The organism is Streptomyces sp. NBC_00158, assembly GCF_045160885.1.
GTDB lineage: Bacteria > Actinomycetota > Actinomycetes > Streptomycetales > Streptomycetaceae > Streptomyces.
This window is the reverse complement of record NZ_CP108161.1, coordinates 2753848-2768948: the sequence shown is the minus strand read 5'-3', so window position 1 is coordinate 2768948 and position 15101 is coordinate 2753848. Positions and strand designations below refer to the sequence as shown.

General features: G+C 71.7%; 13 protein-coding genes. 10 read left to right on the top strand and 3 right to left on the bottom strand.

From position 1 onward, the window contains the following. The first annotated feature begins 193 nt into the window (after window positions 1–193). The 10 genes from OG553_RS12500 to OG553_RS12455 all read left to right on the top strand — a co-directional run bounded on the left by OG553_RS12500 (window position 194) and on the right by OG553_RS12455 (window position 11888). Window positions 194–1114, top strand: a complete 921-nt coding sequence (locus OG553_RS12500; RefSeq protein ID WP_405983026.1) for an N-acetylneuraminate synthase family protein — start codon at window positions 194–196, stop codon at window positions 1112–1114. A gap of 65 nt (window positions 1115–1179) precedes the next feature. Continuing rightward, window positions 1180–2319: a hypothetical protein gene (locus tag OG553_RS12495; protein WP_405979065.1), complete on the top strand. Its 1140-nt coding sequence runs from the start codon at window positions 1180–1182 to the stop codon at window positions 2317–2319. Between the two features lie 137 nt (window positions 2320–2456). Further along, window positions 2457–3713, top strand: coding sequence for an amidohydrolase (locus OG553_RS12490; RefSeq protein WP_405983025.1), 1257 nt, complete (start codon window positions 2457–2459; stop codon window positions 3711–3713). Window positions 3714–3931: 218 nt separating this feature from the next. Beyond that, a complete protein-coding gene (locus OG553_RS12485; protein ID WP_405979064.1) occupies window positions 3932–4996 on the top strand; it encodes a BMP family protein in 1065 nt (354 codons plus the stop codon). A 207-nt stretch (window positions 4997–5203) separates the two neighbouring features. Continuing rightward, the gene (locus OG553_RS12480; RefSeq protein WP_405983024.1) at window positions 5204–6922 is read left to right on the top strand and encodes an ABC transporter ATP-binding protein; all 1719 of its coding nucleotides are present in this window, start codon (window positions 5204–5206) and stop codon (window positions 6920–6922) included. Continuing rightward, a complete protein-coding gene (locus tag OG553_RS12475) occupies window positions 6919–8034 on the top strand; it encodes an ABC transporter permease (protein WP_405979063.1) in 1116 nt (371 codons plus the stop codon). The genes OG553_RS12480 and OG553_RS12475 overlap by 4 nt, the downstream gene beginning before the upstream one ends. Continuing rightward, on the top strand, window positions 8031–9293 hold the full coding sequence (locus OG553_RS12470; RefSeq protein ID WP_405979062.1) for an ABC transporter permease: 1263 nt from the start codon (window positions 8031–8033) through the stop codon (window positions 9291–9293). The genes OG553_RS12475 and OG553_RS12470 overlap by 4 nt, the downstream gene beginning before the upstream one ends. Next, a complete protein-coding gene (locus OG553_RS12465; protein ID WP_405979061.1) occupies window positions 9290–9688 on the top strand; it encodes a cytidine deaminase in 399 nt (132 codons plus the stop codon). Before OG553_RS12470 ends, OG553_RS12465 begins: the two co-directional genes overlap by 4 nt. 116 nt (window positions 9689–9804) lie before the next feature. Then, window positions 9805–11082: a thymidine phosphorylase gene (locus tag OG553_RS12460; protein WP_405979060.1), complete on the top strand. Its 1278-nt coding sequence runs from the start codon at window positions 9805–9807 to the stop codon at window positions 11080–11082. Between the two features lie 440 nt (window positions 11083–11522). Continuing rightward, on the top strand, window positions 11523–11888 hold the full coding sequence (locus OG553_RS12455) for an STAS domain-containing protein (protein ID WP_405979059.1): 366 nt from the start codon (window positions 11523–11525) through the stop codon (window positions 11886–11888). On the opposite strand, the gene OG553_RS12450 is transcribed toward OG553_RS12455, so the two are convergent. The 3 genes from OG553_RS12450 to OG553_RS12440 all read right to left on the bottom strand — a co-directional run bounded on the left by OG553_RS12450 (window position 11787) and on the right by OG553_RS12440 (window position 15024). Beyond that, a complete protein-coding gene (locus OG553_RS12450; protein WP_405979058.1) occupies window positions 11787–12785 on the bottom strand; it encodes a sigma-70 family RNA polymerase sigma factor in 999 nt (332 codons plus the stop codon). The two genes, OG553_RS12455 and OG553_RS12450, sit on opposite strands and share 102 nt — an antisense overlap. A gap of 83 nt (window positions 12786–12868) precedes the next feature. Further along, window positions 12869–13576 (bottom strand): L,D-transpeptidase family protein, encoded by a 708-nt coding sequence (locus OG553_RS12445; protein ID WP_405979057.1) that lies wholly within the window; start codon window positions 13574–13576, stop codon window positions 12869–12871. A 152-nt stretch (window positions 13577–13728) separates the two neighbouring features. Beyond that, window positions 13729–15024, bottom strand: coding sequence for an MFS transporter (locus OG553_RS12440; RefSeq protein WP_405979056.1), 1296 nt, complete (start codon window positions 15022–15024; stop codon window positions 13729–13731). Window positions 15025–15101 lie beyond the last annotated feature (77 nt).

The following is a 15101-nucleotide window of genomic DNA, read 5'->3' as shown; positions in this document are numbered from 1 at the left end:
CGGCTTCCGCGCCGCCCGGCACCGCTTCTTCGGCCGCACCCTCCCCGTCCCCGCCGACCCCGCGCGGGTCCTGGAGATCGACGACCCGCACGACCTCGCCAGGGCACGCCTCCTCGCGCCCCTGTTCGACACCGACACCGACACCGACACCGGCACCGGCACCCCACGCACCGAGCGAAGGACACCACCCGCCATGACCGCCGCCACCGCAGAACCCCGCCTCCGCACCTTCGGCCCCCGCGTCGCCGGCCCCGGCCGGCCCGTCTACGTCGTCGGCGAGATCGGCATCAACCACAACGGCGACCTCGGCACCGCCTTCGCCCTCGTCGACGCCGCCGCCGAAGCCGGATGCGACGCCGTCAAGTTCCAGAAGCGCACCCCCGAGATCTGCACCCCCCGCGACCAGTGGGACATCGAACGCGACACCCCCTGGGGCCGGATGACCTACATCGACTACCGCCACCGCGTCGAGTTCGGCGAGGCCGACTACCTCGCCATCGACGAACACTGCGCCCGGCGCGGCATCGCCTGGTTCGCCTCCCCCTGGGACACCGAGGCCGTCGCCTTCCTGGAGAAGTTCGACCCGCCCGCCCACAAGGTGGCCTCCGCCTGCCTCACCGACGACGAACTCCTGCGCGCCCTGCGCGCCACCGGCCGCACCGTCGTCCTCTCCACCGGCATGTCCACCCCCCGGCAGATCCGGCACGCCGTCGAGGTCCTCGGCAGCGACAACATCCTGCTCTGCCACGCCACCTCCACCTACCCGGCCAAGGCCGAGGAGCTCAACCTGCGCGTCATCAACACGCTCCAGGACGAGTACCCCAACGTCCCGATCGGCTACTCCGGCCACGAGACCGGCCTCCAGACCACCCTGGCCGCCGTCGCCCTCGGCGCGACCTTCGTCGAGCGGCACATCACCCTCGACCGCGCCATGTGGGGCTCCGACCAGGCCGCCTCCGTCGAACCCGGCGGCCTCGCCCGCCTGGTCCGCGACATCCGCACCATCGAGACCGCCCTCGGCGACGGCGTCAAGCGCGTCTACGACTCCGAACTCGCCCCCATGAAGAAGCTCCGCCGCGTCCAGAGCCCCCTCCCCGCCCCGGCGACGGTCTGAGCCGGCCCCCGCCCGCCGCCCCCCGCCCGCCGCCCCCGCCCCTCCTCCCCCGAGCGGAGCACGTGGTGAACCCTTCCGCCCCCACCCTGGCCCTCGTGGAGAGCCCGGTCCAGCTGCTCAACGTGCTGGAGTGGGCCCACACCCGGCGCGGGCGCGAGCCCCTGCTGACCGCCGTCCCGGCCCAGCCCGGCCCCCTCGCCGAACGCCGCCGGCCCGACCCGCGCACCGTCGCCGACCGGCTGCGCATCGTCGTCCTGCCGCCCACCGACCCCATGTCCCGCGGCCAGCTGCGCCGGGTCGCCGCCATCGCCCGCGACGAGGGGTACGCCGTCCACTGGCAGGAGGCCCGCGGCGGCTCCGGCGCCCCCCTGCGGGCCCTGGCCGCCCTCGGCCCGGCCGTGCGCCGCGCCGAACGGATCGTGGTCGGCGACCCCTTCTCCCGCTTCGTCCAGCTGCTGCTGACCCCGTCCCGGGCCGCCGAACTCGTCGTCGTCGACGACGGCACCGCCACCATGGAGTTCGTCGCGCAGCTCGGCCGCGGCGAACGGCTGCGCCGCTGGCACCGCACCGGCGGCGGCCCCCTGTCCCGGGCGCGGGAACTCGCGTACGCGCCGGTCTCCGGCGCGGCCCGGCGCCGGCTGCGGCCGGGGGAGGGGCGCCGCGTCGAGCTGTTCACCTCGATGCCGGTCACCCCGCTGCCCGGGACCGCACTGCGGGTCAACGACTTCGCCTGGACCCGCGCCCGCTTCGGCCCGCCCCGCCTGACCAGGGGCACCGACCTCGTCGGCACCTCCCTCGTGGAGACCGGCGTCGTCGACCCGGCCCGCTACCTGGAGGCCGTGACCGCCCTGGCCAGGGAGCACGGCGTGACCCGGTACTTCGCGCACCGCCGCGAGACGCCGGAGAAGCTGCGCGCGCTGAGCGCGGCGACCGGGCTGGAGATCGTACGGCCGGACCTGCCGCTGGAACTGATCGCCCGTCGGGGACCCGTGGGACGTACGATCGTCAGCTTTCCGTCCACGGTCGTCCACACGCTGCCGTACGCCCTCACCGGCACTGGCGTGACGGTGGCCGTATGCGGTATCGACCCCGCCTGGCTCGCCCCCGGCGCATCCCCGCGCGCCCGCGGCTTCCTCGCGGGCGTCACCGACACCGCCCGTGATGTGCGCAGACTCCCCGCGCGGAGCGCCCCCACGGCCGGATGAGCGCGCGAGTTTACCCCCGGCCGCATCCGGTCATGCGTCCAGAGGTCGCTTTTCTTTCCCCTAAGGGCATGAACTTTTGGTGATCTCCGGACAGTTGACCCATCCGTGCGCCTACCCTTCAACGGGTGAACCAGTTGATGTCCCGCGAGCCCCAGACCGCCCTGCCCGGCAAGCCTGTCCGGCCCGAGCTGCCCGGCAAGCTGCCGGACCGGCTCCGTGCCGAACTGATCGCCTTCCGCCGGGACTTGCACATGCACCCCGAGCTAGGACACCAGGAGTTCCGTACCACCGCGGCGATCAAGGCCCGGCTGGAGAAGGCGGGCCTGCGACCACGCGTCCTGAAGTCCGGCACCGGGCTCATCTGTGACGTCGGCACCTGGGACGGGGGACGGCCGATGCTGGCCCTGCGCGCGGACATCGACGCCCTGCCCATCCCGGACGCCAAGACCCACGTCTCGTACCGCTCCACCTACCCGGACCGCGCCCACGCCTGCGGGCACGACGTCCACACCACCGTCGTCCTCGGCGCCGGCCTGGTCCTCGCCGAGCTCGACCGGCAGGGCCTGTTGCCCCGGCCGGTGCGGCTGCTCTTCCAGCCGGCCGAGGAGGTGCTGCCGGGCGGCGCGACCGAGGCCATCGAGTCCGGGGTGCTCGACGGCGTCGGCAAGATCATCGCCGTGCACTGCGACCCCCGGGTCGACGCGGGCATGATCGGGCTGCGGCCCGGCCCCATCACCTCGGCCTGCGACCGCCTGGAGGTCACCCTCGACGGCCCCGGCGGCCACACCGCCCGCCCGCACCTGACCACCGACATGGTGACGGCCGCCGCCCGGGTCGCCATCGACGTGCCCGCCCTGCTGGCCCGCCGGTTGGACGCCCGCTCGGGCATGTCCGTCACCTGGGGCCGGATCGAGTCCGGGCACGCCTGCAACGTCGTCCCGATGCACGCCGAGCTCTCCGGCACCGTCCGCTGCCTGGACCTGAACGCCTGGTACGAGGCCCCCGACATGATCCACGCGGCGATCGACGAGGTCGCCACGATGCACGGGGCCAAGTTCGAGATCAACCACGTGCGCGGCGTGCCGCCGGTGGTCAACGACCCGGTGGTCACCGAACTGCTCCGGGAGGCCATGGGCGCCCGGCGCGGCCCCGAGTCGGTGGAGGACACCGAGCAGAGCCTCGGCGGCGAGGACTTCTCCTGGTACCTGGAGCACGTCCCCGGCGCCATGGCCCGCCTCGGCGTCCGACGCCCCGGCGACACGGCCAAGCGGGACCTGCACCGCGGCGATTTCGACGTCGACGAGTCCTCGATCGGCTACGGCGTCGAGTTCTTCACGGCCGCCGCGCTGCTCGACGGACGCCGAAACGGCCCCGTCACGTCAAAGATCGGGTAAAGCTCCATACATCACCGGCCGGTCTCCTGTCGGCGGCGTCCGGCCCTTGGTACACAAGGGCTGGACGCCTGTCCCGTTACCGATCGGTCACTGTCCGGTTCGCGACGATCCGATAACGACTCATGAACGGGCCTTTAACTGACATCTACGCGCGTTACGATCGCCGCGAAACCAGCGCCGGTCGTGGCGCTTCGGTCAGGTTTTGAAGGAGCCTCCCCTTGCGCCGGATCACCAGGATCGCCACCGTGGGCATCGCGTCCGCGGCGCTGGCCCTCTCGGCCACCGCCTGTGGCGGAAAGAAGTCCTCGGACAGCCCCTCTTCCGACGGCAGCGCGTCGTCCTCGGCCGCTGGCGCGGCCATCGCGTACGACATCGGCGGTCGTGGTGACCAGTCGTTCAACGACGCCGCCTTCGCGGGCCTTGAGAAGGCCGAGAAGGACCTGAAGATCAAGGGCGCCGAGGCGGAGCCCACCGAGGGCGAGAGCGAGGCCGACAAGGTCCAGCGCCTCACCGAGCTGGCCCGCAAGGGCAACAACCCGGTCATCGGCGTCGGCTTCGCCTACGCGCCGGCCATCAAGAAGGTCGCGGCGAAGTTCCCGAAGACCACCTTCGGCATCATCGACGACACCTCGGTGACCGACAAGAACATCGCCAACCTGGTGTTCAACGAGGAGCAGGGCTCCTACCTGGCCGGCGTCGCCGCCGCCAAGGCGTCGAAGAGCGGCACGGTCGGCTTCATCGGCGGTGTCGAGGTTCCGCTGATCAAGAAGTTCGAGGCGGGCTTCACCCAGGGCGTCAAGGACACCAACCCCAACGCCAAGGTACTGAGCAAGTACCTCTCCCAGCCGCCGGACTTCGGTGGCTTCGCCAAGCCCGACCTGGGCAAGGCCGCCGCCAAGGGCCAGATCGACGGTGGCGCCGACGTGATCTACGCCGCCGCCGGCCTCGCCGGCTCGGGCGCCATCGAGGCCGCCGCGACCTCCGGCAAGTGGGCCATCGGCGTCGACTCCGACCAGTACAACCAGGCCGGCCTGTCGAAGTACAAGGACAAGATCCTGACCTCGGTCACCAAGGACGTGTCCGACGCGGTCTACAACCTGATCAAGTCGGTCAAGGACGGCTCGCCGCAGTCCGGCGAGATCCGCTACGGCCTGGACAAGGACGGCGTCGGCCTGGCCGACTCCAACCCCGAGTACAAGAACATGGCCGAGGTCATCGCCGCGGTGGACAAGGCGAAGGCCGACATCATCGCGAAGAAGATCACCGTCAAGACCACGCCGTAACGGCCCTGTCTGACGAATAGTCGCGGTCTCCGGGGTCCGGATGCGGTCTCTACCGCTCCGGACCCCGCACCGCGTCTTCGCTTCTAGTCCGTGACTACTTGTGGCCACTTGGCCGCAAGTTTTCACTTCCGACAGTGCTACGCGCGTAGAGGCATCGTGGACGCGATACCGTCCGTTTCCCGCCCACCCGCCCGGCCGACCCCCGCCCTGTCCTCCTGCCGAGCCACTTGGCTTTTCCAGCTCCTTCCGCGCCAAGGAGAGTGCGTCATCAACGCGTCCAGCCCCCCTCTCGCCGTAGAACTGCACGGCATCACCAAGCGTTTCCCCGGCGTCGTCGCCAACAAGGACATCGCCATCTCCGTCCGCAAGGGCACGGTCCACGCCCTCATCGGCGAGAACGGTGCCGGCAAGTCGACCCTGATGAAGATCCTCTACGGCATGCAGAAGCCGGACGAGGGCACCATCGCCATCGACGGGGAGCAGGTCTCCTTCAACAACCCCGGTGAGGCCATCGCCCGAGGCATCGGCATGGTGCACCAGCACTTCATGCTCGCCGACAACCTCACCGTCCTGGAGAACGTCGTCCTCGGCGGCGAGAAGCTCTACGGCATCGGCTCCAAGGCCCGCAAGAAGATCAAGGAGATCTCGGACGCGTACGGCCTCGGCGTGCGCCCCGACGCCCTGATCGAGGACCTCGGCGTCGCCGACCGCCAGCGCGTGGAGATCCTCAAGGTCCTCTACCGCGGCGCCAAGACCCTCATCCTCGACGAGCCGACCGCAGTGCTCGTGCCGCAGGAAGTGGACGCGCTCTTCGACAACCTGCGCGAGCTCAAGGCAGAGGGCCTCACGGTCATCTTCATCTCGCACAAGCTGGGCGAGATCCTGAAGGTCGCCGACGACATCACCGTCATCCGCCGCGGCACCACGGTCGGCACCGCCGACCCGAAGACCGCGACGACCAAGCAGCTCGCCGAGCTGATGGTCGGCAGCGAGCTGCCCTCGCCGGAGACCCGCGAGTCCACGGTCACCACGACGCCCATGCTCCAGGTCGACGGCCTGACCGTCGCCGACGCGGGTGCCGTCGTCACCCCCGAGACCGCCACGAGCGCCCTCGGCGACTCCGACACCGACCTGCGCGAGCCCGCCGTCGCCGGCCGCCTGCTGCTCGACGGGATCACCTTCACGATCCACAAGGGCGAGGTCCTCGGAATCGCAGGCGTCGAGGGCAACGGCCAGACGGAGCTGATCGAGGCCCTCATGGGCATGATCAGCCCCGACGCGGGCGTCATCACCCTCGACGGCGCCGACATCACCAAGATGGCGGTCCGCAAGCGCCGCGAGGGCGGCATCGGCTACATCCCCGAGGACCGCCACCGCCACGGCCTGCTGCTGGAGTCCCCGCTCTGGGAGAACCGCATCCTCGGCCACGTCACCGAGGCGCCCAACTCCAAGAAGGGCATCCTCGACCCGAAGGCGGCCCGCAAGGACACCGAGCGGATCGTGCGCGAGTACGACGTCCGCACGCCCGGCATCGACGTCACCGCGGCCTCGCTCTCCGGCGGCAACCAGCAGAAGCTGATCGTCGGCCGCGAGATGAGCCACAACCCGAAGTTCCTCATCGCCGCCCACCCCACGCGCGGTGTGGACGTCGGCGCGCAGGCGCAGATCTGGGACGCGATCCGCGAGGCCCGCCGCGAGGGCCTCGCCGTGCTGCTGATCTCCGCCGACCTGGACGAGCTGATCGGCCTGTCCGACACGCTCCGCGTCATCTACCGCGGCCGCCTGGTCGCGGACGCCGACCCGGCGACGATCACCCCCGAGGAGCTCGGCACCGCCATGACCGGCGCCGCCACCGGGCACCTGGAAGCCACTGACGACCACTCCGCCGACGCCGCCGGCGACACGACGGAGGACGAGGCCCGATGAAGAAATTCGACAAGGACCGGCTGCTTCTCGGCTTCGCCGGACCCGCGCTGGCACTGGTCAGCGCCTTCGTACTCAGCATGATCGTGCTGGCCGCGTCGGGCGTCGACCCGATCGAGCCGCTGCGCATCATGATCGAACAGTCCGGCTACGAGGACGTGCAGGTCCTCATCGTGAACCAGGCCGGCACGTACTACCTGGCAGCCCTGGCCGTCGCCATCGGCTTCCGGATGAACCTCTTCAACATCGGTGTGGACGGCCAGTACCGCCTCGCCGCGATGATCAGCGCCCTGGTCGGCGCGGCGGTCACGCTGCCCGGCCCGCTGCACATCCTGGTGATCGTGCTCGTCGCCATGCTCGTCGGAGCCTTCTGGTCCGGCATCGCGGGCATCCTCAAGGCCAAGCGCGGCGTGAGCGAGGTCGTCTCGACGATCATGCTCAACGCCATCGCGACCTCGCTGATCGCCTGGCTGATCCTGCCCAAGAACCTCGGCGTGCAGCCCGTCGGCTCCAACGACCTGACCACCGGCGACATCCCGGAGTCGGGCTGGTTCCCGGGCGTCGAGATCGGTGACGGCCTGGAGGTCTACGGCTTCACCTTCATCGCCTTCGCGCTGGGCATCGTCTACTGGTTCGTGCTCAACCGCACCCGGTTCGGCTTCGACCTGCGCGCCACCGGCGCCAGCGAGTCCGCCGCCCAGGCCTCCGGCGTGGACGCCAAGAAGATGATCATGACCTCGATGCTGCTCTCGGGCGCCGTCGCCGGTCTGGTCAGCATGCCGCTGCTGCTGGGCGAGTCCCACACGTACAACCTGTCCTTCCCGGCGGGCATCGGCTTCACCGGCATCACCATCGCGCTGCTCGGCCGCAACAACCCGGTCGGCATCTTCTTCGCCGCGCTGCTGATCGCCTTCATCGACAAGGCGTCCGCGGGCCTCGACACGGCCGGCTACGCCAAGGAAATCGGCACGATCATGAAGGGCCTGATCGTGGTCGCCGTGGTCGTCAGCTACGAGCTCGTCCGCCGCTACGGCATCCGCCGCCAGCAGCAGAAGGTCGGCGAAGAGCTGGCCGCGGGCCACGCCATCAAGACCGAGAAGGAGGTCGCGGCGTGAGCGCCAGCACCGTTTCCACGACGAAAGCCGCGCCCAAGCCGGGCGGCCGCCGCAAGCTCACCCTGCCCTGGATCCTGCTGATCATCGCGGGCGGCCTCGCGCTGGTCTCGCTGGTCCGGGTCATCTCCGGCGCGAACGACCTGACCTCCGTCGGCCAGGTCTCCGGAGCCCTCCAGCTCGCCGTGCCGATCGGCCTCGCGGGCCTCGGCGGCCTCTGGGCCGAGCGGGCCGGCGTGGTCAACATCGGCCTCGAAGGCATGATGATCCTCGGCACCTGGTTCGGCGCCTGGGCCGGCTACCAGTGGGGCCCCTGGACCGGCGTCCTGCTGGGCATCGTCGGCGGCGCCCTCGGCGGCCTGCTGCACGCGATCATCACCGTCACCTTCAACGTCAACCACATCGTCTCCGGTGTGGCGGTCACCATCCTGGCCACGGGCTTCACCCAGTACCTGTCGAACTTCACCTTCGACAAGGCCGAGGGCGGCTCCTCCAAGCAGTCCCCGCGCATCGAGCCCATCACCGAGATCACCATCCCGGGGCTCTCCAGCGGACTGGAAAGCCTCCAGGCCAAGCACTGGTTCCTCGTCTCGGACATCGCCGGCGTCCTCGGCGGCCTGGTCACCCACCTGTCGCTGCTGACCGTCGTCGCCGTGCTGCTGATCCCCGCCACCTGGTGGGTGCTCTGGCGCACCGCCTTCGGCCTGCGCCTGCGCTCCTGCGGTGAGAACCCGGTCGCGGCGGAGTCCCTCGGCGTCAACGTCTACAAGTACAAGTACATCGCCGTGGTCGTCTCCGGCGGTCTGGCGGGCCTCGGCGGCGCGTTCCTCGCGATCGTCTCCACCGGCATCTACCAGGAGGGCCAGACCGGCGGCCGCGGCTACATCGGTCTCGCCGCGATGATCTTCGGCAACTGGATGCCGGGCGGCATGGCGCTGGGCGCGGGCCTCTTCGGCTTCACCGACAGCCTCAAGCTGCGCGGCGGCGCCGAGAACGTCCACGCGATGCTGCTGCTGATCGCCATCCTGCTGGTGATCTCCGTCGGCTGGCAGCTGTACAAGAAGAAGTACCCGCAGGCCGCCATCGCCGGCGTCTGCGCCGCCGGGCTCTTCGCCTGGTACGCGGCCACCGACCAGGTGCCCAGCCAGTTCGTGGACGCGGCCCCGTACGTCACCACCCTGCTGGTGCTCGCACTGTCGGCGCAGCGCCTGCGGATGCCGAAGGCGGACGGCATGCCGTACCGCAAGGGCCAGGGCAAGTGACCCCGGCCCCGGCGGTGGACTGGGAAGCCCTGCGGACGGCCGCCCGGGCCGCGATGACCCGCGCGTACGCCCCCTACTCGGGCTTCCCGGTCGGAGTCGCGGCCCTGGTCGACGACGGCCGGACCGTCACCGGCTGCAACGTCGAGAACGCCAGCTACGGCCTCGGCCTGTGCGCCGAGTGCGGCCTGGTCTCCTCCCTCCAGGCCACCGGCGGCGGCCGGCTCACGCACTTCACGTGCGTGGACGGCAAGGGCGAGATCCTCGTCCCGTGCGGGCGCTGCCGCCAGCTGCTCTACGAGTTCGGCGGCCCGGAGCTCCTGGTGGAGACACCGGACGGGATCCTGCCGCTGAGCGCGATGCTGCCGCAGGCCTTCGGGCCCGACCACCTGAGATAGCCGCACGACGGCCCTCCGCCCTGCCGGGCGGAGGGCCGTCGCCGCTCTCGCCCCCTCCTCGAAAACTCCTTGAACCTCCCTCCCTCATCTCTATGCGCGTAGAAGGAAGTCACCTCATGGACGTCATCTCCGTCATCCGGACCAAGCGGGACCGCGGTGAGCTGAGCCCCGAGCAGATCGACTGGGTCATCGACGCCTACACCCGCGGGATCGTCGCCGACGAGCAGATGTCCGCGCTCGCCATGGCCATCCTGCTCAACGGCATGAACCGGGCCGAGATCGCCCGCTGGACCGCCGCGATGATCGCCTCCGGCGAGCGGATGAACTTCGACTCCCTCTCCCGCCCCACCGCCGACAAGCACTCCACCGGCGGCGTCGGCGACAAGATCACCCTCCCGCTCGCCCCGCTCGTCGCCGCCTGCGGCGCGGCCGTGCCGCAGCTCTCCGGCCGCGGCCTCGGCCACACCGGCGGCACCCTCGACAAGCTGGAGTCCATCCCCGGCTGGCGCGCCCTGCTCTCCAACGAGGAGATGCTGAACGTCCTCGACACCACCGGCGCCGTCATCTGCGCGGCCGGCGACGGCCTGGCCCCGGCGGACAAGAAGCTCTACGCCCTGCGCGACGTCACGGGCACCGTCGAGGCCATCCCGCTGATCGCCTCCTCGATCATGTCGAAGAAGATCGCCGAGGGCACCGGCTCCCTCGTCCTCGACGTGAAGGTCGGCTCCGGCGCCTTCATGAAGAACATCGAGGACGCCCGCGAGCTGGCCTCCACCATGGTGGCCCTGGGCACCGACAGCGGCGTCAAGACGATCGCCCTGCTCACCGACATGTCCACCCCGCTCGGCCTCACCGCGGGCAACGCCCTTGAGGTCCGCGAGTCCGTGGAGGTCCTGGCCGGCGGCGGCCCGGCCGACGTGGTCGAGCTGACCATCGCCCTCGCGCAGGAGATGCTGACGGCCGCCGGCATCAAGGACGCCGACCCGGCGAAGGCCCTCGCCGACGGCTCCGCCATGGACGTGTGGCGCCGGATGATCTCCGCCCAGGGCGGCGACCCGGACGCGGCCCTGCCGGTCGCCCGCGAGCAGCACGTGGTCACCGCCTCCGCCTCGGGCGTCCTGACCCGCCTCGACGCGTACGCGGTCGGCGTCGGCGCCTGGCGCCTGGGCGCGGGCCGCGCCCGCAAGGAGGACCCGGTCCAGGCGGGCGCGGGCATCGAGCTCCACGCGAAGCCGGGCGACACGGTCACCGCCGGCCAGCCGCTGATGACGCTCCACACGGACACCCCGGAGAAGTTCGAGTACGCCCTGTCCTCCCTGGAGGGCTGCTACGACGTCTCCCCGTCGGGCACGGCGTTCTCGGCGAACCCGATCGTCCTGGACCGCATCGCGTAACCCCTGGCCGGGGGAGGGCCGTGGTCCCGCTGCGCGGAGCCTGCCCCTCCCCGCCCTTCGCCCGTTCCCAGGGGCGCCGCCCCTGACCCCGTTGCGCTCAAACGCCGCGCGGGCTGGAGACATCCAGCCCCGCCGGCGTTTGAGGCGCGGGGGTGCGGGGGCGGCGCCCCCGCAAGGGGTCCGGGCGCAGCCCGGGGACCGGTGGAAGGGCGGGTAGGGGACCTCCCCCCCCCGCGCAGCACCACCCCCGCCGCCCCGCACCGGCCCCGCGCAGCGGCACTGCCGCACCGCAGCGGCACCGCCGCACCGCACCGGCCCCGCGCAGGCGCGCCGGCCCCGCGCAGGCGCGCCGGCGTCGGCGTACCAACCCCGCCACCGGCCCGCGCGGCACCGTACCGCCCCCGGTCCAGGCCCGCGCGGCAGCGCAACGGCCACCGCCGATGAGTTCCGCGGCAGCGGACGGTCATCCCCCCGTGGACAGAACCCTGGCCCTGGAAGGGCCCCAGCCCGACGTCCCCGCCCTCTGCGCCCGCCTCCGCGAGCTGTGCCGGGACGGCCCGGGCAGCCCGGTGACCTGTGACGCGCGGGCGGCCGAGCCACCCACCCTCACCACCGTCGACGCCCTCGCCCGCCTGGCCCTCACGGCCGAACGCCACGGCACCCGCTTCACCGTGACCGGCGCGCCCCCCGCGCTCCGCGCCCTGCTACACCTCGTCGGACTCGGAGAGCTCCTCCGGCAGCCCGAACAGCGGGAACCACCGCGCGGTGTCCAGGAAGGCGTTCAGCCCGACGATCCGCCCCTCTGACACCTCCAGCACCTGGAGCGCCCACGGCACGTGCCCGGGCAGGCCGTCCTCCCGCGGACGGTACTGCCCGAAGGCCGGCAGCCCGTTCGCCGTGGTCGGCACCAGCCGCGAGCCCTTGCAGCCGATGCCCTGCTCCAGGTGCCACGCGGCGATGTCCGCCGGCCCCCGCAGCCACAGGTCGAACGGCGGCATCGACAGCACCGCGTCCTCGTGCAGCAGCTCGGTCAGCCGCGAGATGTCGTACGCCTCGAAGGCCGACAGGTACTGCTCCAGCAGCTTCGACTGCTCCGCGTCCAGCGGGTCCTTCGGCTCGCTCGGCCGCAGTGCCTGCCCCGACAGCGTCGCCCGCGCCCGCTGGAGCGCGCTGTTCACCGACGCCACCGAGGTCTCCAGCAGCTGCGCGACCTCGTCCGCCTTCCAGGCCAGCACCTCCCGCAGGATCAGCACGGCCCGCTGCTTCGCCGGCAGGTGCTGGAGCGCCGCCACGAAGGCCAGCCGCACGGACTCCTTCGCCAGCGCCAGCTCCGCCGGGTCGGCTGTCTGCGGCAGCACCCGCCCGTCCGGCACCGGCTCCAGCCAGGTCACCTCGGGCCGCTCGTTGAGCACGGCGGAGGCCTGGTGCTGCGGCGCGGACAGGTCCATCGGACGGGCCCGCCTGTTCCCCGCCTTCAGCAGGTCCAGGCAGACGTTGGTGGCGATCCGGTACAGCCACGACCGCAGCGAGGCCCGCCCCTCGAACTTCTCGTGGGCCCGCCAGGCACGGACGTACGTGTCCTGGACCGCGTCCTCGGCGTCGAAGGACGAGCCGAGCATCCGGTAGCAGTAGCCGGTCAGCTCGACGCGGTAGCGGTCCATCGCCGCGTCGAGTTCCGGTGACGAGGTAGCAAGGTCGCTCATGGCCGCCGTCCCCCAGGTGGTTGTCCGTCCCTTCGGAAACTACCCGAGGGGTCCGACAACGGCAGCCGGAGCGGGGGCAACCGTCAGGTCCCGGGCTTGCGCCCGTACACGAAGACGTCCTCCCCGTTGGTCAGCATGCTCCAGTACGCCTTCGCGTCCGTCGTCGTCATGTTCACGCAGCCGCCCGAACCCGGCGGGTTCCACATGCTCTTGGTGACCGAGTGGAAGGCGATGCCCCCGTCGAAGAACTGCGAGTAGGGCATGTAGACGTTGTAGATCGTCGACCAGTGGTTGATGGACCGGTAGTAGATCTTCTTCAGGCCCGTCCGCGTCGGCGTCTCCGCCTTGCCGGTGCGCACCGGCACCGGACCGTACTTCAGCGTCGACCCGTCCTGGATCCAGCTCAGCTGGCGGGTCAGGTCGACGCACGCGATCCGCCCCAGGTTGGTGGGGCACTTGCCCTCGGCGTTCGGGTTCTTGCCCGCCGCCCGCTGCGCCAGCATCGTGCTCATCGTCTGCCAGGTCAGCGGCCCGGCGTACCCCATGGTCGGGGTGATCCCGTGGGTGGCCTGGAAGGACTGGATCGCCGTGCAGTCGGCCGCCGACTGCACCCCGTCCACCGGCCGCCCGAGGAACTGCTCGACCTGCCGCTGGTAGGGCCCGGTGGTCACGTTGCAGGCGGCGGCCTGGGCCGGACCGCCCCCCACGACCACCAGGGGCGCTGCCAGCGCCAGAGCCCCGCCGAACACCACCGCAGCCCGCCGCCGCGCGCGCACGCGTATCGCCGCCATCCGGTCCTCCCCTGCCTCGCCCGCACTGTGGGGGCGCCAATGCCTCCCAAGCTAGAGCGAGTTGCGCACGCCGCACAGACCTTGAACGGAGTTGGCCGGTGCGGGTCCGCCGACGTCCGCCGGCGGACCGGTTCGGGGGCGTTCGGCAGGGGTCAGCGGGCCGCCGCCGCGCGGGTGCCCGGGGCGAGCAGCCGGCGCCGTTCGGCACGGGCCGCGTGGGACCCGTACAGGGTGATCGAGACGACGCCCAGCACCGCGAGCAGCGCGATCCCGACTGTGGCCGCCCACCCCGAGGCGTGGTACGCCAGCGCGCCCAGGGTGCCGCCCGCGCTGGAACCGAGGTAGTACGCGGACTGGTACAGCGCCGAGGCCTGCGCCCGGCCCGTCTTCGCCGTCCGGCTCACCGCAGCCGACGCCACCGCGTGCCCGGCGAAGAACCCGGCCGTGATCAGCACCAGCCCCGGCAGGATCAGCCACAGCGAGTCGCCGAGCGACAGCAGCAGGCCCAGCGCGGTCGTGGTCACCGCCAGGTACAGCGCCCCGCGCCGGCCCGCCCGGGCCACCAGCTGCCCGGCCGCCGCCGAGGAGACCGTACCCACCAGGTACACCAGGAAGACCGACCCGACCACGCCCTGACCGAGCGAGAACGGCTCCTCCACCAGCCGGTACCCGATGACCGTGTACACGGCCCCGAACACCGTCATGAACAGCGCGCCGATCCCGTACAGCCGCAGCAGCAGCGGATCCCGCAGATGACCGGAGACCGTACGCCCCACCGCGCGCGGATTCAGCGACGCAGGCCGGAAGAACCGCGCCCGGGGCAGCAGCACCAGGAAGGCCACCGCGCAGACCAGCGCCATCACGCCGACGGCCAGCAGCCCGCCGCGCCAGCCCCACAGCTGCGCGCCCCAGCCGGTGACGATGCGGCCGCTCATGCCGCCGATGGAATTGCCGGCCACGAACAGGCCGATGGCCCCGACCAGCGCCTTGGGCCGGACCTCCTCCGCGAGGTACGCCATCGCGGAGGCCGGGATCCCGGCGATCGCCGCGCCCTGCACCGCGCGCAGCGCCACCAGCCACTCCAGGTTCGGCGCGAACGGCACCAGCAGGCCGATGCCGACGGCGACCACCATCGAGCAGGTCATCGTCCGGGTCCGCCCGAACCGCTCGGACAGCGCGCTGAGCGGCAGGACGAACAGGGCGAGCGCGCCGGTGGCCGCCGACACCGTCCAGCTGGCCTGACCGGCGGTCACGCCGAATCCGGCGGAGACGGCGGGCAGCAGGGCCTGGGTGGAGTAGAGCAGCGCGAAGGTCGCAAGGCCCGCGGCGAAGAGCGCGAGGCTCATCCGGCGGTAGCCGGGGCGGCCGGGGGAGTGGGGCTCGGGCTGAGGGGACGACGGGGTGGAGGCACCCGTGGTGACGGGTGCCCCGGTATGAGCGGGAGGCATGCATCGAAGCTACGCCCACTCTTTTTCATGCGTCCAATGCACAAACGAGGGATAATCAATCCACCAGTGCATCACCG